18 protein-coding genes are annotated in these 23855 nt (G+C 29.1%); 12 read left to right on the top strand and 6 right to left on the bottom strand.

Annotated features, from left to right (window positions below; genetic code table 11):
* The first annotated feature begins 3 nt into the window (after window positions 1-3).
* The 3 genes from KGF48_RS08250 to KGF48_RS08260 are packed head-to-tail and all read left to right on the top strand — an operon-like array spanning window position 4 to window position 3175.
* Entirely contained in the window at window positions 4-1026 is a 1023-nt protein-coding gene (locus KGF48_RS08250) for an iron ABC transporter permease (protein WP_227839657.1), read from the top strand.
* A gap of 14 nt (window positions 1027-1040) precedes the next feature.
* Entirely contained in the window at window positions 1041-1823 is a 783-nt protein-coding gene (locus tag KGF48_RS08255; protein WP_227839656.1) for an ABC transporter ATP-binding protein, read from the top strand.
* Between the two features lie 11 nt (window positions 1824-1834).
* The gene (locus KGF48_RS08260) at window positions 1835-3175 is read left to right on the top strand and encodes an MATE family efflux transporter (RefSeq protein WP_227839655.1); all 1341 of its coding nucleotides are present in this window, start codon (window positions 1835-1837) and stop codon (window positions 3173-3175) included.
* 62 nt (window positions 3176-3237) lie between these two features.
* Here the strand turns inward: KGF48_RS08260 and KGF48_RS08265 are convergent, their stop codons facing one another.
* From KGF48_RS08265 to KGF48_RS08290, 6 genes are all read right to left on the bottom strand, one after another.
* Window positions 3238-5520 (bottom strand): EAL domain-containing protein, encoded by a 2283-nt coding sequence (locus KGF48_RS08265; RefSeq protein WP_227867917.1) that lies wholly within the window; start codon window positions 5518-5520, stop codon window positions 3238-3240.
* A gap of 355 nt (window positions 5521-5875) precedes the next feature.
* Window positions 5876-7039: a UxaA family hydrolase gene (locus tag KGF48_RS08270; protein WP_227839654.1), complete on the bottom strand. Its 1164-nt coding sequence runs from the start codon at window positions 7037-7039 to the stop codon at window positions 5876-5878.
* Window positions 7040-7051: 12 nt separating this feature from the next.
* A complete protein-coding gene (locus tag KGF48_RS08275) occupies window positions 7052-7327 on the bottom strand; it encodes a UxaA family hydrolase (RefSeq protein WP_009891186.1) in 276 nt (91 codons plus the stop codon).
* Window positions 7328-7347: 20 nt separating this feature from the next.
* Window positions 7348-8322 (bottom strand): 2-keto-3-deoxygluconate permease, encoded by a 975-nt coding sequence (locus tag KGF48_RS08280; protein ID WP_227839653.1) that lies wholly within the window; start codon window positions 8320-8322, stop codon window positions 7348-7350.
* Between the two features lie 267 nt (window positions 8323-8589).
* A complete protein-coding gene (locus KGF48_RS08285; protein ID WP_227841499.1) occupies window positions 8590-10482 on the bottom strand; it encodes a sigma 54-interacting transcriptional regulator in 1893 nt (630 codons plus the stop codon).
* Window positions 10483-10682: 200 nt separating this feature from the next.
* Window positions 10683-11897, bottom strand: coding sequence for an FAD-dependent oxidoreductase (locus KGF48_RS08290; RefSeq protein WP_227867918.1), 1215 nt, complete (start codon window positions 11895-11897; stop codon window positions 10683-10685).
* Between the two features lie 231 nt (window positions 11898-12128).
* Between KGF48_RS08290 and KGF48_RS08295 the strand changes: the two genes are divergently transcribed.
* The 9 genes from KGF48_RS08295 to KGF48_RS08335 all read left to right on the top strand — a co-directional run bounded on the left by KGF48_RS08295 (window position 12129) and on the right by KGF48_RS08335 (window position 23428).
* Window positions 12129-13511, top strand: coding sequence for a TldD/PmbA family protein (locus tag KGF48_RS08295; RefSeq protein ID WP_227841076.1), 1383 nt, complete (start codon window positions 12129-12131; stop codon window positions 13509-13511).
* 11 nt (window positions 13512-13522) lie between these two features.
* Window positions 13523-14872 carry a TldD/PmbA family protein gene (locus KGF48_RS08300; protein ID WP_227827658.1) on the top strand — a complete coding sequence of 450 codons (1350 nt, stop codon included), beginning with the start codon at window positions 13523-13525 and terminating at the stop codon, window positions 14870-14872.
* Window positions 14873-15051: 179 nt separating this feature from the next.
* Window positions 15052-15582, top strand: coding sequence for a ferritin-like domain-containing protein (locus KGF48_RS08305; RefSeq protein ID WP_227841075.1), 531 nt, complete (start codon window positions 15052-15054; stop codon window positions 15580-15582).
* An 83-nt stretch (window positions 15583-15665) separates the two neighbouring features.
* Window positions 15666-16475: an alpha/beta fold hydrolase gene (locus KGF48_RS08310; RefSeq protein ID WP_227867919.1), complete on the top strand. Its 810-nt coding sequence runs from the start codon at window positions 15666-15668 to the stop codon at window positions 16473-16475.
* 300 nt (window positions 16476-16775) lie between these two features.
* Window positions 16776-18821 carry a sigma 54-interacting transcriptional regulator gene (locus KGF48_RS08315; RefSeq protein ID WP_227841073.1) on the top strand — a complete coding sequence of 682 codons (2046 nt, stop codon included), beginning with the start codon at window positions 16776-16778 and terminating at the stop codon, window positions 18819-18821.
* A gap of 258 nt (window positions 18822-19079) precedes the next feature.
* The gene (locus tag KGF48_RS08320) at window positions 19080-20279 is read left to right on the top strand and encodes a membrane dipeptidase (RefSeq protein ID WP_227827654.1); all 1200 of its coding nucleotides are present in this window, start codon (window positions 19080-19082) and stop codon (window positions 20277-20279) included.
* 50 nt (window positions 20280-20329) lie between these two features.
* Window positions 20330-21025, top strand: a complete 696-nt coding sequence (locus tag KGF48_RS08325; protein WP_227827653.1) for a DUF5058 family protein — start codon at window positions 20330-20332, stop codon at window positions 21023-21025.
* Between the two features lie 12 nt (window positions 21026-21037).
* On the top strand, window positions 21038-21715 hold the full coding sequence (locus KGF48_RS08330) for a hypothetical protein (RefSeq protein WP_227827652.1): 678 nt from the start codon (window positions 21038-21040) through the stop codon (window positions 21713-21715).
* A gap of 111 nt (window positions 21716-21826) precedes the next feature.
* Window positions 21827-23428: an N-acyl-D-amino-acid deacylase family protein gene (locus KGF48_RS08335; protein WP_227827651.1), complete on the top strand. Its 1602-nt coding sequence runs from the start codon at window positions 21827-21829 to the stop codon at window positions 23426-23428.
* Window positions 23429-23855: the final 427 nt, after the last annotated feature.

Raw genomic sequence — 23855 nt, forward strand, 5'->3', positions numbered from 1 at the left:
GCTATGAAAAATATTATAAAAACAAATTCTAAAACTTTACTTGTTATATCAATTTTGATGGTACTTATTTTTATTGCTTTTCTAGTTAGTTTAAATTTAGGTTCATTTTCTATAGAACCAATGGATGTTATAAAGACTTTTATAGGTCAAGGTCAGCGTAATCATGAAATTGCAATATTTAAACTGAGATTACCAAGAATAATAATAGCGTTATTGGTTGGTTCAGCATTATCAACAGCAGGTGTAATACTTCAAGGAGTTACAAAGAATGATTTGGCTGACTCTGGAATTTTGGGTATAAATTCAGGAGCAGCATTATTTGTAGTTGTTTATATATATCTTATGAATGGTAATGTTTATGAAGGCATGAGTAATCTCACTGTATTTACAATGCCAGTTGTTGCACTTGTAGGAGCTTTGTTTGGAGCATTTTTGATATATTCTCTTGCATGGAAAGGTGGAATAAATTCATCAAGGTTACTACTAATTGGTATAGGCGTAAATATCGCTTTTACTTCAATTTTGACGATATTTCAATTAAAATTTACAACACAAGAATTTAATAGAGTTATGGTATGGACATCAGGTAGCATCTGGGGAACTAGTTGGAAATATGTAATAGCTGTACTTCCATTTATAGTGATTTTTATGGGAATAACTATGTATAAGTCTAAGTATATAGATGTCTTGAACTTAGGTGATGAAGTGTCTACAAGTCTTGGTGTAGATGTAGAGAAGCAAAGAAGAAGACTCATAATATATGCAGTGATTTTATCTGGTGTATCAACGTCCGTAGCAGGGAGTATTTCGTTTTTAGGTTTAATAGCACCACACATAGGAAGAAAGATAATAGGTCCAAGACATAAAAGACTAATACCAGTATCAGCGTTGATAGGTACATTATTACTTTTAGTGGCAGACACTATATCTAGAAATATTCTTGCTCCTATAGAAATACCAGTAGGTATAGTTGTCTCTATAATAGGAGTACCATACTTTATTTATTTAATGTTGGCAAATGATTAGGAAAGGGTGTTGTTATGAATTGTATAAATACTAAAAATCTAAATGTATCATATGGAAATACAGATATTATAAAAGATTTAAATTTAAATATACCAAAAGGAAAGATAACTACTATAATAGGGGCTAATGGTTGTGGAAAGTCTACAATACTTAAAACAATAGGAAGAATTATTAGTCCTAAAAATGGAAGTATATATATAAATGGAGAAGATATATATAAGAAAAAATCTAAGGAGATAGCGAAAAGTATGGCTGTACTTCCACAAAGTCCTCAAGCTCCTAGTGGTCTTACTGTTTCAGAGCTAATTTCATATGGAAGATTCCCTCATAAAAGTGGATTTGGAAATTCTAGTAAAGAAGACAGAGATATTGTAAATTGGAGCTTAGAGGTTACTGGAATTTCAGAGTTTAAGGATAGAAGTATGGAAGATTTATCAGGAGGACAAAGACAAAGAGCATGGATAGCTATGGCTTTGGCACAAGAGACTGATATACTTTTATTAGATGAGCCTACAACATATTTAGATTTAGCTCATCAATTAGAAATACTAAAATTATTAGATGAATTAAACAAAAAACAAGGAAGAACTATTGTCATGGTAATACATGAACTTAATAACGCAGCACGATTTGCTGACCACATGATAGGTATTAAGAAAGGTAAGATAGTTTGTCAAGGTAATGCGTACGATGTTATGACAAAAGATAATCTAAAGGAGTTGTTTAATATCGATGCAGAGATAGCTACAGACCCAAGGACAAATAAACCAATTTGTATAACTTATGACATGGTATAAATGGTGACAACATGGAAAATCAAGAAGCATTAAGACGTGAAAAAATATGGATTTTATTATTTAGGTATTCAATACCTGCAATAATAGCGATGATGGTAACTTCACTTTACAATATAGTAGATAGAGCTTTTATTGGTTCTATGGAAGGAGTTGGGTCTATAGCTATTGCAGGGCTTGGTGTAACTATGCCAGTATTTACACTAATAATAGCTTTTGGAATGTTAGTATCAGTAGGTGCTAGTACAAGCTTATCTATAAAGTTAGGAGAAAGAAATAAGAAAGAAGCAGAAAAAATATTGGGTAATGCCCTTACACTATCTATAATTATTTCTATAATTATAACTGTATTAGGATTAGTTTTTTTAGAAGACATACTTTTTCTTTTGGGAGCAAGCAAAGATTCAATATCTTATGCAAAGGACTATATGAGTGTTATATTGGTTGGAACTCCATTTAATCTAATTGCATTTTCTTTAAATAATGCAATTAGAGCAGAGGGAAATCCTAAGTTAGCAGCTAGAACAATGATAGTAGGTTGTATACTAAATTTGATATTAGACCCAATATTCATATTTGTGTTTAACTTAGGTATAAAAGGTGCAGCTATAGCAACTGTACTCTGTCAAGTAGTGGTGTTTATTTGGGTAGCACATTATTTTATAAGAGGAAAATCTAATTTAAAATTAAAAAAATACAATTTAAAATTAGATATAAATATAACAAAAAAAATATTTGCAATAGGTATGACACCATTTGCAATGGAAGTAGCTATAAGTATAACTCATGTACTTACTAATAATTCTCTAAAGGTTTATGGTGGAGATTTGGCTATTGGAGCTATGACAGCTCTTACATCTATTTTGTTGATGTTTATGATGCCTGTATTTGGTCTAAATCAAGGTATGCAAACTATAATATCATATAATTATGGAGCAAAGCAATTTGACCGTGCAAAGAAAACCCTAATACTGTCTATCTTAGTATCTATAGTTATATTATCTTTTGGATTTTTAGTAGTGCAGGTATTTCCTGAAGCATTTGTTGGCATATTCAACAAAGATTCAAATCTAATGGAAATAGCTGTAAGAGGTATAAATATAAATTTAATCACCTTGCCTATAATGGGGATTTCTATTGTTGGACCTGTGTATTTTCAATGTGTAAGTAAAGTTAAACATTCTATGTTTTTGACTCTTTTGAGACAGTTTATCTTATTTATACCATTGATTATTGTACTTCCAATTCGATTTAATTTAGATGGGGTTTGGTTAGCACAGCCAATTGCAGATTTTATTGCTATGATAATTGTATTATTGTTCTTAAGAAGAGAATTTAAGATGAATCAAGCCTAAAATGTTGAAAAATAAAAAGTCCTGTCTCAAAATGATTAAAATCATTTTATAGAGACAGGCTATTATTTTATGGCATCGCTTGTATTGACTTCATCTAGTGTTTTTCCAAAAGCCATTTTTTCAAATATTTCTTGAGGTATAGGTTTAGAAAAAACATATCCTTGTATCATATCACAATTAATTTTCTTTAGATATTCCATCTGTAAGATTGTTTCAACACCCTCCGATATACTATTCATATTTAATTTTTTTGCCAGTTCAACTACAGATTCTATTACATGATTTTCAGATATATTATCTGCATTGGGAGCACTAAAAAATGCTCGGTCAAGTTTTAGAGTATCGACTTTTATTTCTTTTAGCATGTTAAGTGAAGAATATCCGCTTCCAAAATCATCTAGTGAACATTGAAAACCTTCCTCATGGATTTGGTCTATTACATTGAGTAACATTTGTAAGTTATCAAATACAAGTGTTTCAGTTAATTCGATTTCCAAAAGTTTAGCAGGAACATCGTATTTATCACGAATTGTTTTGTATTTTTTCAAAAAATCTTTATTATTTAAATGGGCACGTGAAAAATTAACTGAAATAGGTATTGGAGTTTCTCCATTGTCTATCCATTTTCGTATCATGGCACATGATTTTTCAAACACATAATGGTCAAGTTTGATGATGAAGCCATTCTTTTCAAAGAAAGGAATAAAATCATTTGGTGGAATAAGACCTTTATCTGGGTCTTGCCATCGTACTAACGCTTCTGCACCTACAATATTATTGTTTTTAAGGTCTACCTTAGGTTGGAGGTAGACTACAAATTCATTATTATCTAATGCTTCTTCCATTCTATTTTCCATTTCTTTTTCTTTAAGCATTCTCAAACGTTCTAAATCACTATAAAATACACATGTGTAAAGTGGATGATTTACAGCATTTCCTTTAATATTTTTTCGTGCTACATTTGAACGGTCTTGAATTGATACTAGTGGTATATTTGGGTCATCAATTTTATAGACGCCTATAGAAAGAGCTATGAAATATTTACATTCTTTATCTTTATTAAAACTATTAATATCGTTTGTAATATTTTCTATGTACTTAAGAATTTCTTTCTGTGAAATAGTTTTAATAAGAATATTAAACTGGTCATTAGAAACTCTACAAAGTAATTCTTTTCGTTCCAAATAATTAGCAATTACATCATGTATGTATTTTAATGTTTTATCTCCAGCGTCACTACCAAAAGAATCATTAATAAGTTTGAACTTCTGAATATTTATAGATACTAATGAATAGGTTCCTGATGAAGATGATTGTATGATTTCTTTAGCTTCCATATCAAAACGTGCCTTACTATAACCTTTAGTTACAGGGTCTACATAGGCGATTTTTATAAGTTGTTCTCTATTTTTGCAATTTATAAATATAATTGATATGATAAGTAATAAAAATAATATAATAATTAAAATGTTGATAAAAACTACTTTTTTTAGAAGTAAATCAAACTGTGCATTTGCTACTTTTACTGGAACAATTGAAAGTAGGTATAGATTTTCTTCTTCCAGAGGAACATAGTGCATTGCTTTATAAATACCATCATCCAATGTAAAGTACATAGAACCTTTTTTGTTCTCTTTTAAGTTTGCTTTCATTTCTCCAAGAGTATTTTTACCAGTATAGCTTCCATGTTTTTTAATTGTGTCGAAAAAGTTTACAACATTTTTTGGCGCGTTTTTGTTGTCTGAACTTACAATAAAATTTCCATTTTTGTCAATGATTTGAGAAAATCCTTCACCACCAAAACTTTCCACGCTTAGTAAAGTTCTCATAGTATCAAGAGTATTCCAAGCAGTAACAGCTCCGACTATTTTATCATTTTTATAAAGTGGTACAGAATATAAAATTCCATATATACCAGATTGAGATTTGATTGGAGTAATTGTCTCTTCACCTTGAAGAGCTTTTCTATAAAAATATTGTCCTTTAACATTACCTGTACTTTCATCAGTGCCTATAAAACTCCCATTAGAATTGACAATACCTAACCAATCAAACTCCAATAATTTTGATTTTTTAGATAAATATTCAGTGACATTTTTATTGTTATCACTAAACTGAAAATAAGTATCTCCTATAGAGTATAATATTTTAAATATACTTTTACATTTTACATTAATTGTAGTGGAGACACTCTCTGAGATTTCTGTAAGATAGCGTTCTGTTTCACTATGAGTTACTTTATGTAGTGTCATAACAAAAGTAATACAAACTAAGGACACAATTATAATAAGTGTTAGCAATAAAGTAATTATTATTTTTTTATGTTGTGCGCTTTTAGTATACATTTTTTATATTCCATCCTCCATCTTTTATTGGCTTACAAAGAAGACTCCTCTCAGACATATTATACCAAATATTTCTATCTGTGAAGGCGCTAAATTTTATTTTTACGCTTATTCTTATGTAGATTCTTTTAAAAAGTAGGGAAGATATTCTTATAATTTATACTGGAATTTAATTAAATAATATTGTTATGAGTTATAATATTTTATAAATAAAAAAAGAACTGTTTTCAAAATTATTTTAACTATTTTGATACAGTTCTTTTTGGGGTTGAAAAAACATTTATAAAGGATTTTTAATTTATAGTCTCTGCATAAATATTGAATTTATAAAACAATACCTTATATTTATTACAAACTAGAATGTAGATGAAATTCTGTAAATACCAAATTCTCTATGACCAAGGCTTTCAGCTTTAGTGTGTTTGCCATTACATACTTCTACTATTTCATCGAATATTTCTTTACCTATATCTTTAATTTTAGCACCTTCTGTTATAATTCTACCTGCATTTATATCAATATTATCTATCATTTTGTTGTATGTATCACTGTTTCCAGTAATTTTAATAACTGGTGAAATTGGGCTTCCTGTTGGAGTACCTCTACCAGTTGAGAAGATTACAATCTGTGCACCACCTGCTACCATACCAGTGATAGAATCTATATCTTGACCTGGAGTATCCATAAAATATAATCCTTTCTTATCTGAAGGTAAAATCTCAGCATATTCAAGAGCACCTTTGAATGGTTTGTCCCCTGCTTTATACATACAGCCAAGTGATTTTTCTTCAATTGTTGATAATCCACCAGCTTTATTACCTGGAGTAGGTTGACCACTGCGTAAATCTTCTCCCATAGTGATTGCTCTTTTTTCTACATCACTTACAAATTTAAGAAACTTTTCTTTTATGTTTTCATCTTCAAAGCGAGTAGCCAATAAATGTTCTGCACCAATTACTTCTGTAGTCTCACTTAATATACTACTTCCACCTTCGTCTATAAGAAGATTTGATGCAATTCCTATTGAAGGGTTTGATGCGATTCCACTTGTTGGATCAGAGCCACCACATTCAAGTGCCAATGTAATTTCGCTCATATCAAATTCAACTCTTACTTCTTTTGATATTTCACGAGCCATATGACCTGCTATTTCAGCACCTTTAGCTATTGCTTTTAGTGTTCCACCACATTCTTGTATAACAACATAGTCAACTTTTTTTCCTGTTGTAGATATTTCAGATGCTAAATCTTTTGCTTGAATACCATCACATCCAAGGCCAATTACTAAAACAGCAGCTACATTAGGGTTTTTACCAAATCCTATTAATGTTTTTGCTGTAAGCTCTATATCAGAGCCAATTTGACAACATCCATGTTGATGTGGGATAGCTATTGCTCCAGGAACAAGTGCTGCAATTCTTATGGCTGTCTCACTTGAACAGACAGATGTTGGAATAACTAAAACATGATTACGAATACCATATTGTCCATTTTCTCTTAAATAACCCATTAATTTCATTTTTATTACCTCCTATTTTTTATCTCCACGACCACGTGTACTTTCAATATTATGTACATGAACATAGTCACCAGTTTTTATGTCAACTGTTGCAATTCCTATAATCTCGCCATATTTATAAACAACATCACCTTTTTTTACATCTTCTGTAGCCATCTTATGAAAAACAGGAATATTATCATTTACTATATAAGATTTTCCATCAATTGAAACTTTTTCACCTTTAACTAAAGGTCTAACACATGTAACTAGATTGTCTTTTTCATTTGCATGAATAATTGCGTTCATACTTTTACCTCCTCAAAATATTAGTTTACTTCTATGTTTTTATTTGTTTTAAAAATAGCTTTTTTTCTTTTTTCTCTTTTATCCAAATAGGAGACGAGCATTGGACAACATATTGCTGTAACAATGATAGCAGCAGCAACTTGTACTGTTGAAACGGCCGCAATTGTGGCAAGTGTAGGGTCAATAGCGGCTAAAGCTTCAGGAGTACCAGCTGCATTACCTGCTGTTGTACCAGTAGCTGCACCTACTGCTGGATGTTCTGCACGTATAAGTTTCATTACAAAATATCCACCCATACCTGTTATTAGAGTTACAGCAAGACCTAGTATAACTCCAGGGAATCCAGCAGTTATAATTTGGTTAAAGTTTAATGCAGCTCCTAGAGGAAAAGCAAAGAAAGGTATTAATAATGTTGTACCAGGTGCAAGAAATTCTCGTATATCTTCATCGAGATTACCAAGTATAAATCCAAGTAGTATTGGTATGAGTGCTGCAAATAAAGCTACTATAGGTACATTTGCAAGTCCAGTTACCCCAAAGGCAAGCATCGTAAAAAATGGACCATCATTTAGAGATAATATAGATATCGCACCAACATCTGTAGAATCTCCATATTCACCAGCAAGAGCAGCAAATAGACCTCCATTTGAATTAGTCATAGTAGCAACTATAGCAAGAGGTGTAATACCAATTATGCCTTTAGGACCAATGAATTTACTAACAATAATACCTAGTACTGCACCAATTATAAATTTTGTTGCCGTGAGTACTATGCCCTTAGTCAAAGGTTTGCCTGCTTGTCTTATGTTGATTTGAGCGCCATTACATAGACAAAATAGAGCAAGTATACTCATTGCACCAGTTTTAAATAAGGAAGTTGTAAATCCTCCAATTTCAAGAGCCTGTGGACATACTGTATTAAATAGTGCTCCCAATAGCAGGGGACAGACCATAAGTCCACCTGGTATCTTTTTCACCGATTTTAAGATATGCATCTAGTATCACTCCTTTTAATTTTTATATAAGTATTTAAAAGCAATTACTATGCCAATAGAGGTGTCATATAGTTTTTATTTTTATAAGTATTTTTAATATTCGTATAAAATACTGTAGATTACTTAGATTAAAAAAAATATATGGAAAAATATAGCGAAAAAAATAATCTATTTATTATGTAGTAGAATTTTAAATAGAAAAAAATAAACGTTGTATGTATTAAAATTAAACATAAAACGTTTCGATATATTATATATGTATTATTTTTAAACATCACTTTCGATTTCTTTTAACTTTCTCCATAGAGTAGAGCGAGTGATTTTTAGTATTTCACAAGTTTTTGTAGTGTTTCTATTATTTTCATTATAGACTTTGTATATATATATTTTTTCTAGTGTTTTTAAGTCTAAGTTATTATATTTAAAATCAGGCTTATCTGTATCAGTTATAGTATTTGCACATTCACTATTGTATTTTTCTGATAAAATTGAATCAAATGATTCTATAATAACAGCTCTCTCGATTATTCCTTCTAATTCTCTTATGTTTCCTTCATATTCTTTTTCAAGAAGAGCTTGTCTGATATTTGGAGTGATAATTAAAGGTATCTTATTGTATTTAGCTGAATATTTTTTTATGAAAAATTCTGATAATTTTATTATATCTTCTTTTCTCTCTTTGAGTGAAGGAAGGTACAATGTTAATATATTTATTCTAAAGTAAAGGTCTCGTCTAAATAAACCATCACGCATCATATCTTTTAGGTCTTTATTTGAAGCACAAATTATTTTTACATCTATGGGAATAACTTTATCACCACCAATTCTCATAACTTGCTTTTCTTGTAAGACTCTTAATAATCTTCCTTGAAGTTCAATTGGAATTTCACTTATTTCATCGAGAAAAATTGTTCCTTCATGTGCCAATTCAAATACACCTGTTTTTCCTTTTTTTCTTGCTCCTGTGAATGAGCCCTCTTCATAACCAAAAAACTCACTTTCTATTAAAGATGGAGGTATTGCAGCACAGTTTACAGCAACAAAAGGAGCATTTTTACGTTTGCTATAATTATGAATACTTTGACAAAATAGCTCTTTACCAACACCAGATTCCCCTGTAATAATCATTGGAGTATCATAACAAGCATATTTTTTTGCAACTTCTATACAATCTTTTGTTTTTTCACTTGCATAGATTATATCATCAAATGTATATTTGGCAGAGAGACCTTTGTTTAATAGACTTCTTCTTATTGTGTGTTCAAATGAACTTATTTCCTTACTGTCTTGAAATGTAGAAACTGCCCCTTGAATTTGACCATCAACGATAATTGGAACTCTATTTGTGATGATTTTTGTACTTCCTATATTCTGTATTTCACCAATTTGTGGTTCCATGGTTTCAACTACTTGAGGTAAAACTGTATTTGGAATAATATCTATAACATTATGATAAAGTGCATTTTCTTTCTTTATACCAAATATTTTTTCAGCACTCTTATTAAATAATGTGATTTTAAAATTTTTATCAACTGTTATTATTCCATCATGTACAAAATCTGTCATAGCTTCTATCTGTAATCTTCTTTTTTGTTCATCTTTAGTTGCGTCTAGTATTTGTTCAGCTTGTTGAATGGCTCTAAGTATGTTTTCTTCTCTAGATTCAATTAATATTCCCTTACAATTAAGTCTTTCAACAATATGTGCAACAGTAGTATCACCTATATATGTATTGATGCCTTTTTTTCTATATTTTTCTATAGCATTATAAATTTCTTCTTCCTTTTCAATTTCAATCATCGTTATTTTCTTATTCAATATTTCTTCTATAATATCAAAGCCATATATAACATTATTAAATCCAATTATACCAAATGGTTCATTTGAATTTTTAACTTCCTTATAGCTTTCTATAATATCATAAGCATCTACTTTAATCTCAACTATAGGTATGTTATACGTTTCTTTTAACATATTGTAAGTTCCACCTCTACTTATGATAATTCTAGTACCATGGTTAATACTTTTTTCGGCGAGTGGTATTCCTTCTTTTAAGTTACCAAATACAACGTCAATGTTTGTATACTTATATTTTTTTACTATGTGAATCGATTTTTCATAGGTTCCTTTAGTAGGAGCAATAACAAGTATTTCTTTCATAATAATTCCTCCATATTTCATCAAATAAACTTAAAGATTATTATTATAACTAAATTTTATCAGTGATATTTTAATATTTTACTTTATATTTAATTATAAATAAAGTATTTTTAAATAAATTATTATAAAAGACTGTATAAAAATAAGATTTTAGAATTCTAAAGCTTTTTTAAATACAGTCTTTTAATATATAATAACATCTATTTGTCAAATCTATTTACCTTAAATAATCTCATATTTTTATCTTCTTCTCCAAGATATAGCTTACTAAGCATTATACCTCCTAGGATTGCAAAAAGTATTCCATTAGCTCCATAACCTAAACAGTACCATAAGTTGTGATTTTTGTTATCAGGTCCAATAAAACCTAAGTTATCTAAAGTAGAAGCAAAGCAACCACAATACTTGTAATCAACTTGTATATCTTTTATGTCTTTAAACATGCCTTTTAGTCTTTGTTCAAGAATGTCATATTTTTTATTTGCTAAAGTTTCATTTTCTATATCACTGAAGTCTACATCTTCGCCACCTATAATCAATCTATTATCTTTAGTGGTTCTTAGATAATTATATGGGTCACAATTGTCTCTAATCAGAATATTGTCTTTCCAAGAATCAATGTCTTTAAGTGGTTTTGTAGCTATATTAAAAGTATTAGATTTAGTTGCGAAGTTTCTATTTGTAAATAAACTTGTATTATATCCTGTAGCCACAATTAGTTTTTTGTCATAAACTTTATAGCCATAAGATACTTCAGCTGTTACTTTATCATCTGAAAAGTCTACTTTTTTTACTTCTGTATTTTCATATACTTCAAGACCTTTTTTCAGACTTACATCAATGAGATGATGACTATATTTATATGGGTCTAGTTCTCGTCCACCATTTTTTGATATCAATCCTGACTTTAAATCAAAACCAAAAGGGTTTGTAGATTCATTGATATATTCAACATCAAATCCATTTTCTTTTCTTAGATTATATTCTTCTTTTATAGCTTTAATTTCAAGTTTACTGGCAGTGTAAAGCAAAGTGTCTCTTTTTGCATAATCACACTTATTTCCATGTAATTCTATAAATTTATCTAATTCTTCAAGTGCTGATACACAAAGATTGTATGCTTTTAAGGCATCAGTTAGAGTCATGACTTCTGTTAAATCTATCAAATTATCATCCAATTCATACTGTAAAAGTGATGTGGTTACACTAGTACTTCCATGTGCAATCCTTCCTTTTTCAAGGATAACTGATTTTATATTGTTTTTAGCTAAATAGTATGCACAAATACATCCTGTTATACCACCACCAACAATTATAACATCAGTATCAATATCATTAGTAAGGTATGGAAATTGTCTTGGAATTTTATTTATACTAGTAAAAATAGGTTTGCCTTTTACATATACTTGATTCATATATTTCACTCCTAACGTTTATTATGTATGAGTGTATTATTTTCTATAACAAATAATATTATACATTTTAATTGTTCATATAAATGGGTATGTATAAATAAAAATATGATAACATTTTAGTGTAAAACATATGTATAATATATTCATAAGTAATTTGGTATATAATGATGATTAACAAGTAAAAAAGATTGAATAAAAGTTAAATAAAAATTTAAAATAGGAGGTAGATTTATGCTTTCAAAAGATATAGTTTCAAAGGTATTGGAAAAGTGTTTAATTACTGGCGGAGATTTTGCTGAGATTTTTGAAGAAGACACTATAAATAATTCTATTGGCTTAATAGATAATAAAGTAGAAAATGCAATAGGTGGAAGAAACTATGGTATAGGAATAAGAATATTTAAAGGATTAAAGAGTATATATGCATATACAAGTGATAATTCATTGAATAGTTTATTAGACATAGCGTATAAAGCTGCTATTGCTTTAGGCAAGTTAGAAGAGGGGAAGAGTGTTATATTAAATGGCAGTATTAAAATAAACAATCTACATAATATAAAAATCTATCCAAATTCAATAGGTAATATAGATAAAGTAAATGTCATGAAAATTGCATATAAAAGTGCAAAAGAATTTAGTAGTGATATATCACAAGTAAATGTAACTTATTCAGATAAAGACCAAAAAGTACTAATTGCAAATACTGAAGGAATTTATGTGGAAGATAGAAGAATAAGAACTAGATTGGGAATAAGTTCAATTGCATCTAAAGGTAATGAAAATCAAACGGGATTTGAAGGACCTGGAGGATGTAAGGGATTTGAAATATTTGAAGATATAGACCCAGAATACTATGGAAGAGAATCTGCTAGAGTAGCACATACTATGCTACATGCAAAAAACTGCCCAGCAGGTAATATGATGGTGGCAATAGATAATGGATTTGGAGGAGTAATATTTCATGAAGCTTGTGGACACTCTTTGGAGGCTACAGCAGTTGCAAAAGGAAATTCTGTATTTGCAGATAAATTAGGTCAACAAATTGCATCTACAAAAATTACAGCAATAGATGATGGGACAATACCAAACTATTGGGGTTCTATGAACATAGATGATGAAGGAAACAAAACTCAAAAAAATATCTTAATCGAAAATGGAATTTTAAAGTCTTATATGATAGATAAACTTAATGGTAGACGAATGGGAATGAAGCCTACAGGAAGTTCTCGTAGACAGAGTTATAAATTTGCTCCTACTTCGAGAATGACTAATACTTATATTGCTGCTGGAGAAGATAAGCCAAAGGATATTATAAAGTCAATATCAGATGGTCTATATGCCAAAAAAATGGGTGGAGGCTCTGTAAATCCTGTAACAGGAGAGTTTAATTTTGCAGTTTCAGAAGGTTATTTAATAAAAAATGGAGAAATAAAAGAAGCAGTTAGAGGAGCTAGTTTAATTGGAAAAGGTAGTGATGTACTTATGAATATAGACATGGTTGGGGATAACTTAGAACAAGCTCAAGGTATGTGTGGTTCAGTGTCAGGAAGTATACCAACCAATGTAGGTCAACCTATGATAAGAGTAAAAGAAATTACTGTAGGTGGAAGATAGGAGGAATAAGTATGGAACTTAAAAATTTTAAAGATTTACTATTTAAGAAAGCTCTAAATGAAGGCTTTGAAGAGTGTGAAGTGTATTATTCCACAGTGGAAAATCTAATTATAAATATATATGAAGAAGAAGTTGAGAAATACAATCTTGATAAATCCTTTGGCTTATCATTTAGAGGAAAGATAAGTGGGAAGATAGGATATTCTTATACAGAAATTTTAGATGATAAAGCTGTTGATATGTTGATAAAAAATGTAAAAGATGGGGTAAGAGCTATCGAAAATGAAGATGTACAATTTATATATGAAGGCGACAAATACTATAATGAAGTAAAGACTTATTCTAAGGAACTAGAAAATTTAGAAGCAGATAAGTTGATTGAATTAGCTTTACAAATGGAAGAAGAGACTAAAGCTTATTCAGATAAGGTAGTAAACTTATCTAGTTGTACTATATCTTATTCAGTAGCAAGTAGTGGCATATATAATACTAAAGGATTAGAGTTAAGTAATAAAACTAATCTGCTTATAGGGTTTGTAGTACCAGTTATACAAGACAATGGACAAAAATATGATGGAGTAGGATACAATATAGCAACTACTATTGAAGAAATAAATCCAAAGGAAATAGCAAAGCTCGGAGTTGAAAATGCGTTATCTAAAATAGGCGGAAAGAGTATACCATCAGGCAAATATAAAACTATATTATTTAATGAAGCAATGGTATCTTTACTTAGTACATTTTCTGGAATATTTAATGCAGACTCAGCTCAAAAAGGATTGTCTTTGTTGAAAGATAGAGAAGGAGAAATGATAGCATCTCCTATAGTTACAATAGTTGATGACCCACTTTTAGAAAATGGTATGGCATCTACTCCTTTTGATGATGAGGGTGTAGCTACTTTTAAAAAAGAAGTTATTTCAAATGGTAAACTTATGACATTACTTCATAATTTAAAGACCGCTAATAAAGCAAAAGTAAAGACTACGGGAAATGGAATAAAAGCTTCATATGCATCACCTATAAGTATATATCCAACTAATTTATATATAGAGAAAGGAAATATATCTTTAGATGATATTATGAAAGAAGTAGGGGAAGGTTTGATGGTTACTAGTTTTGCAGGGCTTCATTCAGGTGCAAATTCAGTAACAGGAGATTTTTCTTTAGCAGCTAAAGGTTTTTATATTAAAGATGGTAAAAAATCATTTCCAGTAGAACAAATTACAGTAGCTGGTAATTACTTTGATTTATTAAAAGATATTGAAGTTATAGGGAATGACTTAGAATTTCCAATGAGCAGTATAGGTTCACCTTCAATTGTTATTAAAGAATTATCAGTAGCAGGAAAAGATGAATAGAGATAGAAAATAATTGCACAAATATAAAGATAAATATGAATCCATGTTAATTTCTATTAGCATGGATTTTTTATTAATTTAAGTTATTTATTAAACCCTAACCATCCTAATAAAAGCATATGTTAAAGTTTTGATGCATATAATTAATATCAATATTTAAATCTAAAGGAGGAGATACCATGAATGCACACTATGATATGCATAAGAGAAAGGGATACTCAAGTGACGAGCCATACCCAGAAATAAAAGTATTGGGAAAAAATAAGTATTATGCAGAACTATTAATGGATGATTATGCTGGTGTATCAAGTGAATTTACAAGTGTAAATCAGTACTTATACCATAACTTTGATTTAGATGAAAATTATAAAGAGTTAAATGAAATGTGGATAAATATATCTATAACAGAAATGTTACATATGGAGATATTAGCAAAAACTATAAGATTATTAGGTGGAAATCCTATATATAGAGGTTCTTCAAGTTCATGTGGTGCATATTGGAATGGTGGTTTTGTATTTTATGGAGATTCTATTTGTAGTAGATTAAAATCGGATTTACATTTAGAGTATGTGGCTATTGAGAATTATTATAAGGATATAAATATTATTGAAGACCCTTATATAAAAGCTATATTAAATAGAATAATTTTAGATGAAAAGGTTCATGTAGGTTTGTTTAAAAAAGCAATAGAAAAGTACTGTAAATAGAATATAATGTTTAATTATTAACTATTTTATTCATATATATAAAACAACTATCATACATTTTCTTGAAGGGAGTTGCTAATTATATGTATTATGTACGTGTGAATGACATAAATATAGCAGTGTATGATTTAAATCCAAAGGCTAAAAAAACAGTTCTATTTATACATGGCTGGCCATTAGGACATAAGATATTTGAATATCAAACTAATATACTGCCAAAACTTGGCTACAGAACAGTTTCAATTGATTTAAGAGGTTTTGGTAACTCTGATGCAACAGCAGGAGGATATACTTATAGTCAGATGGCTGATGATATTTATAAGGTGGTACATGCTATTGAATTAGAAGATTTTACTCTTGTGGGATTTTCAATGGGTGGAGCAATTGTACTTAGATATATGAGTTTATTTAATGGATATGGAGTATCAAAACTAGTCTTAGCTGCTGCGGCGGCACCATCATTTGTAAAAAGGCATCCAGAACTTCCATATGGTATGACACGTGAAGATGTTAATAAGCTAATAGCTCAAGCATGTACAGATAGACCTGAAATGGTAACTAATTTTGGGGAAAAAGTGTTTGCATCAAATCCATCAGAAAGTTTTAGAAGGTGGTTTAATGATATTGGTTTTAGTGCATCAGGGATAGGAACAATTGGAACAGCTGTAGCTTTAAGAGATGAAGAACTATTTAATGATTTAAAATGTGTAAGAGTGCCTACAGGTATATTCCATGGAAAATTAGACCAAGTTTGCCCATATGAATTTGCAGTTTTTATGAATGAAAGGATAGAAGACTCAGTTTTATATACTTTTGAGTATAGCGGTCATGCTATATTCTATGATGAGCTTAAATTATTTAATCAAGAATTTTTACAGTTTTTAGAGGAATAGAAATATTTTATTAATAATTAAAGATATGATGATGTTATATAAAAGGGGCTGTCTCAAAATAGAGAAAGGCCTCTTTTTCATTGTTGAAATGATGAAAATATAGTTGATTAGTTGATCTCATACAAAAAAGAGTGCCTCATAAATTAAAAAGTTCATTTTGAGACACCTCCTTTATTTTTTTTGGTAGAAAATATTACCAAATAGCATAAAATATGACTTTTAAGATTTAAAATTTTTTCAAAAAGTGCTACAATAAACCAAATTGTTGTTTTCTATATTCAGTAAGCAGGAGGTGGTGATATGAAAAAACATAATATTTTATTTGTATCAACTGATGACAAAATAAATATGGATATCTCAGAACAATTAGAAAATATTTTTGGAGAATTTTGTAATATAGATAATATGGTTTACATAGATAAAATAAATATAGAGATATTAAAGTATGAATTAATAGTATGTTCAGATAATGATATAAAAGAATATATGCACAATAATATTGATAAAAATATACCTATTGTGATAATACATCGTACAATAAATATTGAAAATATAAATCAGATAATTAGCATAGAAAATGATTCTGAAGTTATGGTTATAGATGATTATAAGGAGTCAGCAGATGAAACAGCTAAGATAATTAAAAAATTAGGTTTAATTCATATTAATCTTATACCATATTATCCAGGGTGTGATAAGGTAAATTGCGAGGTTGGAATTATTACAGGTAGTAGAAATAATGTGCCACAAAATGTAAAACAAATAATTGATATAGGTGATAAAATAATCGATATAAATACAGTCATAGAAATTTTTACAAAACTTAATATATCAATAGATAAATTACATATTATTAAAGAAAAATATAATGAAGATACTGTAAGTGGATATAGGTATTATACAACTATGAACAAAACTATGAAGAGTTTCTTAGAGATTATTGATGAAGGAATAGCCTCTATTGATAAATTAGGCAAATTTATATACTGTAATAAAATATTCTCAAATCTAGTTGGAATAGACCAAAATAAAATTATATCTAATAACTTTATGGATTTGTTTAGTGACAAGGTTGTTAAAAAAATGTTTTTTCAAGAGGATGAAGTTAATGATGAAGTAGTAAATCTAAATAACAAAAAACTTATAATTAATAAGGTAAATGTATATGAAAATCATGAACGTGTAAAGAGTATTATAAGTATTAAAGACATAAGTGATATACAAACACTTGAAGATAAAATCTATAATAAATTTCAGACAAAAGGATTCGTATCAAAGTACACATTTGAGAATGTTGTGGGTGAAAGTAAGATAATAAAAGAAAAGATTAATATTGCAAGGAAAATAGCAGCTACAGATTTTTCAGTTTTAATACTTGGAGAAAATGGAACTGGAAAAGAGATATTTGCTCAAGCAATACATAATGAATCTCTGAGAAAGAATAAACCATTTATTGCAGTTAACTTATCTTCTTTATCAGATACTCTTATTGAAAGTGAACTTTTTGGCTATGAAGAAGGAAGCTTTACAGGAGCAATAAAAGGTGGGAAAATGGGGATATTTGAAAGAGCTCATACAGGGACAATTTTTTTAGATGAAATAGGTGACATATCCTTAGATGTACAACAAAGGCTTTTAAGAGTTTTACAAGAAAAAGAAGTTATGAGAATGGGTGGAAGTAAAATCATACCAATAGATGTTAGAATTATAGCTGCAACAAATAAAAAATTAAAACAGAAAATTAAAGAAGGTTCTTTTAGAGAAGATTTATATTATAGGATTAATGTACTACATATAGAAATACCTAAACTTAGAGAGCGAAAAGAAGATGTACCTCTTATAAGTGAGTATTTTTTAAATGAAATAAACAGTAATAAATGTTTTACAGAAAAATCAATAGAGGCATTAAAATTATATAAGTGGCCAGGCAACGTAAGAGAGCTTAAAAATTTAATATATTATATTGATACTATAGTAGAAGAAGATATCGTGGACTATGAACATTTACCAGAACAATTTAAATTTGAAGAAAATAATATTTTAGTCAATGAAAAGTTTGATTCAATTATTTTGGATTTTAAACAATCGAATTCTTTAAATGAAAGTATTTGTATATTGAAGAATATAGAAATTTGGAATAATAAAAATATATCATTAGGAAGAAATAAATTACAAGAAATCTTAAAAGAAAAAGATGTTATCTTGAGTGTAGACCAAATAAGACAGAGAATAGATAAATTAAAAAATCATGGATTGTTATTATCTGGTATAAAAAAACAGGGTAGCTTTATAACTAATGAAGGTAAAAATTTTATATCGTATGTAAAAATAAAGGGGAAAATATAGGGTGTCAAAAGAAAAAAACACCTTAAAAATCCCCTATAATAGTTTGAAATAAATAAAGATAATTTTGAATATTAATATAATTTTTAAAATAGTGAATTAAAAATAAAAAAACATTTCTAATAAACAGTAGTAAATCGTCAATTTATTACTGTTTTTATTTTTATAATAATTGAGTATACAATTAAAATTTATATTTTGGCATGTTAATTGCTTTATAGTGTAAATATAAAAAAATTGTAGAACTTGGAGGAAATTATTATGAAATCAGCTTATAAAGGATATGAAGCCTATAGTTATTTGGAAAAGGGAAAAGATATTTCATCTATTGAAATGTGTAAGGGAGACAAGAGAGTTGATGAGTATCTTATTGAGTTAGATGATATTCAAGAAGCAAAGGTTAAAAGTATTGTAGATGAAAAAGTATTTATATCTTTACATGAACATCCTGTTTTATTTCCAGAATATTTAGAAAGAGATATATTTGAATACAATAGAGAAGGTAAACAAAGATGTGCTTATGAGGCATTATCAAGAGGATATTATGATGCTATATTTGATAATTTAATGGATGGTGTATGTACAATAACATCTAATTCAGGATGGAAATGGGATGATATATTAATTGATTTAGGTATGAGATTATGTGACTTAGCTCATCAAGATTTTGTTATAAAGTGTGAAAAAGTAGAAGATATATACAGAGCAAAAAAAGAAGGAAAAGTAGCTTTGATACCTACCCTAGAAGGAGCTGCACCAATAGAAAATGAACTTGATAGAATAGATATTCTATATGGATTTGGCATAAGGTTAATGGGTATAACATACAGCGAATCTAATGCATTGGGTTCAGGATTGAAAGAAGAAAAAGATGGTGGACTTACGAATTTTGGTAGAAAAGCTGTTGAAAGAATGAATAAGATTGGAATGGCTATAGATTGTTCTCATGTTGGAGTTCAAACGACACTTGATGTTATAGAACACAGTAAAGACCCAATAATATTGAGTCATGTTGGGGCAAGAAGTCTATGGAACACAAAGAGATTGACTCCAGATGAAGTACTAATAGCATGTGCTAAAAAGGGTGGGGTTATAGGTGTAGAAGCAGCACCACATACTACAATAACTGAAAAAAACAAAGAACATTCAATAGAGTCATTTATGGAACATTTTGAGTATATTAAAAGTTTAGTAGGGATAGACCATGTAGCTTTTGGACCGGATACAGTATACGGTGACCATGTTAAATTACATTCAGTGTTAGCTGCTAAATTTGATATAAAAAAGATAACTGGCACAAAGGAACATCCTAAAGTAGAGTATGTGAAAGGTCTTGAAAATCCAACTGAAACTTCAAAAAATATTGTTAGATATTTAGTAAAACATGGATATAGTGATGAGGAAATAGAAAAGGTGTTGGGTGGAAACATACTTAGAGTGTTGAATAAGGTCTGGAAATAAGGTTTAAATATTTTAATAAAATTTGAGGATTTATAGGGAGGTTTTTTGCAATGGATTATTTAAAATTAGCCAATCATCCACTTTTGTGGATAGCAAGTACAGTAGCTGTGTCAATAGTAGTAGTACAATCTCTTGTATTTGCTATAAAATCTTGTAAAGTTGGGAAGACGATGGGGATAACTGACAAGCAAATAAAATCAGCTGTTAAGAGTAGTGCTATTTCAGCTATAGGCCCATCAATGACTATATTTGCTGGGATGGTTTCACTTATAGTAACTATGGGTGGACCTATAGCATGGATGAGATTATCATTTATAGGTTCTGTAATTTTTGAATCTATGTCAGCTGGATTTGGAACAGATGCACTAGGGATAACTTTGGGTTCTCCTGAGATGACAAAAGTAGCATTTACAAATGCAGTTTGGACTATGATATTAGGTTCTTTAGGGTGGATAATATTTACATTATTATTTGGGCATAAGTTAGATAAAATAACGAATGTTATTTCTAGTGGTAAGAAATCATTTATACCAATAATATCTGTAGGAGCAATGTTAGGTTCATTTGCATACTTAAATGCTGATAGAGTATTGCGTTTTGACAATGGAACAATTGCTTGTATAAGTGGGATGATAATAATGGTAATACTATGTATGATTGAAAAAAAGAAAAATATAAAATGGCTGAGAGAGTGGGGTCTTACCATATCAATGTTTAGTGGAATGATAATAGGTTCAATAATATAAGGAGGGAGTTTTATGAGTAAAGTAAAATCTATATACAACGAAGAGTACTTACCTTTTATGATAAGGTATGGGAGATTGACATTATCTTTAGGTATTATAGCAGCATTAGTTCCTGGAATAATTTTAAGTTTTGGATTTGGTCTTATGCCTCCAATATCAGCATTATTAGCAAGTACAATGGCAATCGTTAGTATGAGTGCACCAAACTACATAATAGAGCCAGTTTCTTATTCACCAATTTTAGGAATACCAGGAACTTATATGAGCTTTCTTTCTGGAAATATATCTAATATGAGACTGCCATGTTCAATAGCAGCTCAAAAAGCAGCAGAAGTTGAATCAGGAACTGAAGAGGGTTCAATAATATCTACTATAGGAATAGCTGTATCTATTCTAGTAAATATAAGTATTTTGACTTTTGGAGTAATTTTAGGAGGAAGTGTATTGTCTAAAATACCACCTGAAGTAGTAGAAAAATTGAATTTAATTTTACCAGCTTTGTTTGGGTCAGTATTTGGACAAGTTTTTTTACAAGATAAAAAGCTAGGATTAGTAGCAATTGTAATAGCTGTATTAACTATTATATTATCAAAGCAAGGTATAATACCACAGTCTTTAGTAGTTCTTATATGTGTATTTGGTACTATATTGATTGCAAGAGTTATGCATAAAGATAAACTTAAGGACTAGTAAAAAATATAAACTTAGAGGCTAGTAAAATTAAAAAAGTAAAAAGTTTAAAATATAAAGAATTATAGTAAAGGCTACTGCAATAAAATTATATTTTAAGGGGTGAATAATGTGGTATATGATTTAGTTTTAAAAAATGGATTTATAGTAGATGGTACTGGACAAAATGGTTTTTATGGAGATATAGCGATAAAAAATAACTTAATAGTGAGAATAGATTCTGAGATAAATGATGATACAAATAAAATGATAGATTGTCATAAAAGAGTTGTAACACCTGGATTTATTGACCCTCATGTTCATGAAGAAATAGTAGCAATATTAGATGGTAAATTTGAAAAATTCCTAAAACAAGGTGTTACAACAACTATAAATGGTAATTGTGGTCATTCTATAACACCATATTCTTCTGAAAATGTATATGAATATATGTATAAGAATGGTCTATTACTTGAAGAAGAAAAAAAGTATCTTATAGATAAAAATAAGCATTGGAATAGTTTTACAGGATATTGTGACCTTATATCTAATAGTGGAATAGCTATTAATATGGGATTTCTATTGGGTCATGGTACTATAAGATGGAGTGTTATGGGAGGGTCTAAAGATAGACCACCTACAGAAGAAGAAAAAATAGAAATTACAGAGATAATAAATGATGGTATGAAAAGTGGGGCTTTTGGAATATCTACTGGATTGGCATATATACCAAGTAAGTATGCTGATATTGATGAATTAGTTGAGATTGCAAAACTAATAAAAGAACATGATGGTATATATACGTCTCATATTAGGGATTACATAGGAAGATATAATGCAGTAAAAGAAACTATAGAAGTTGGTGAAAAAAGTGGAGCTAGAGTACAAGTATCCCATTTAAGCCCAGTTGAACTAGATGCATTTGATGAGATATTAAATGCTAGAGACAATGGTGTTGATATTATGGTTGATACAGTACCAAGAAGTTCTGGACATTGTATGAAGAAAAAAAGAGTACTTCAATTTATTATGGCAATATCATCTAGTTTGTTTGAATTAGGTATGGATGGCGTTATGGATGCCCTTAGGAATGAAGAAGGAAGAGCCCTGATATTAAAAGAGGCATTTATACTTGGAGATAGAGGAAGTATAATACTTCTAAATACCAATAATATTGATATGGAAAAGAAATCAATACGTGAAATAGCTATACAAAAAGGTATAGATGAGAATAAGTTATTACTAGATTTACTTTTAGATGGAGATGAAGAACTTATATTTTGCCTAGGAGGAATGTACAGGGGAGATTTTCCTGATAAATTACATGATAAAAAGATAATAAATAATCCATTTGTTATGGTTGGTTCAGATTGTTTGTTTAGTGTAGGTGGAGATATGTCATGGTTTGAGCTTCAAAGAAGAGGGGCATTTCCAATTTTCTTTGATATGTATAAAAAATCAGGTGTTAGATTGGAAGAAGTAGTAAGAAGGGTAACTTCATTGCCAGCTAACCAGTTTAAAATAAAGGATAGAGGTATACTTAAAGAGGGTAAAATAGCTGATATAACAGTAATTGATATGGAAAACTACAGCTACCCTAGGTCTGAAGAGATTGACTTCTCAAATCCACAGTTATTAGCTAGAGGTGTTGAATATGTAATTGTAAATGGGAAAATTGCATTAGAAGAAGGTAAAGTTACTAAAAATCAATGTGGTGAAGTATTAAAAAGATAAAATATTAAAAAATAATAAAAATTTAGAAATTAAATAAATAGATAGTAAAAAAACGAAGTTTGAATATTATTTAAATAAAAATCACTCTTCGTTTTTTTATAATAGTATTAAATCTTAATTTATATGGACAATAAAAAGCATGTACAATAAGAAATGTACAAAAAATAATTTACTTTTATAATAAAAAAATTGAGATTTTTATTTATTGAAATATGTAGAAAAATTGGGAAAATAAATGGTTATAATTTTGAAAAAGAAATTTTTTGTAAGTAGATAAAGATAAACTTCTTCTAGAAAATGTTAAAAAAATATCTAGCAAAAGAGAGTTTCAATATCAGAGAATGAGAAAATAATAAAAAATAGTTATTACTTTTTATATATATTAAAATAATATTATATTATAAGATATATATACTATGTCTAATTT

It is taken from the genome of Clostridioides sp. ZZV15-6388 (assembly GCF_020657755.1).
GTDB lineage: Bacteria > Bacillota > Clostridia > Peptostreptococcales > Peptostreptococcaceae > Clostridioides.

Coding starts and splice junctions, on each gene's coding strand:
- KGF48_RS08250 (WP_227839657.1), top strand. CDS start 4: ATGAAAAATATTATAAAAACAAATTCTAAAACTTTACTTGTTATATCA.
- KGF48_RS08255 (WP_227839656.1), top strand. CDS start 1,041: ATGAATTGTATAAATACTAAAAATCTAAATGTATCATATGGAAATACA.
- KGF48_RS08260 (WP_227839655.1), top strand. CDS start 1,835: ATGGAAAATCAAGAAGCATTAAGACGTGAAAAAATATGGATTTTATTA.
- KGF48_RS08265 (WP_227867917.1), bottom strand. CDS start 5,520: ATGTATACTAAAAGCGCACAACATAAAAAAATAATAATTACTTTATTG.
- KGF48_RS08270 (WP_227839654.1), bottom strand. CDS start 7,039: ATGAAATTAATGGGTTATTTAAGAGAAAATGGACAATATGGTATTCGT.
- KGF48_RS08275 (WP_009891186.1), bottom strand. CDS start 7,327: ATGAACGCAATTATTCATGCAAATGAAAAAGACAATCTAGTTACATGT.
- KGF48_RS08280 (WP_227839653.1), bottom strand. CDS start 8,322: ATGCATATCTTAAAATCGGTGAAAAAGATACCAGGTGGACTTATGGTC.
- KGF48_RS08285 (WP_227841499.1), bottom strand. CDS start 10,482: ATGAAAGAAATACTTGTTATTGCTCCTACTAAAGGAACCTATGAAAAA.
- KGF48_RS08290 (WP_227867918.1), bottom strand. CDS start 11,897: ATGAATCAAGTATATGTAAAAGGCAAACCTATTTTTACTAGTATAAAT.
- KGF48_RS08295 (WP_227841076.1), top strand. CDS start 12,129: ATGCTTTCAAAAGATATAGTTTCAAAGGTATTGGAAAAGTGTTTAATT.
- KGF48_RS08300 (WP_227827658.1), top strand. CDS start 13,523: ATGGAACTTAAAAATTTTAAAGATTTACTATTTAAGAAAGCTCTAAAT.
- KGF48_RS08305 (WP_227841075.1), top strand. CDS start 15,052: ATGAATGCACACTATGATATGCATAAGAGAAAGGGATACTCAAGTGAC.
- KGF48_RS08310 (WP_227867919.1), top strand. CDS start 15,666: ATGTATTATGTACGTGTGAATGACATAAATATAGCAGTGTATGATTTA.
- KGF48_RS08315 (WP_227841073.1), top strand. CDS start 16,776: ATGAAAAAACATAATATTTTATTTGTATCAACTGATGACAAAATAAAT.
- KGF48_RS08320 (WP_227827654.1), top strand. CDS start 19,080: ATGAAATCAGCTTATAAAGGATATGAAGCCTATAGTTATTTGGAAAAG.
- KGF48_RS08325 (WP_227827653.1), top strand. CDS start 20,330: ATGGATTATTTAAAATTAGCCAATCATCCACTTTTGTGGATAGCAAGT.
- KGF48_RS08330 (WP_227827652.1), top strand. CDS start 21,038: ATGAGTAAAGTAAAATCTATATACAACGAAGAGTACTTACCTTTTATG.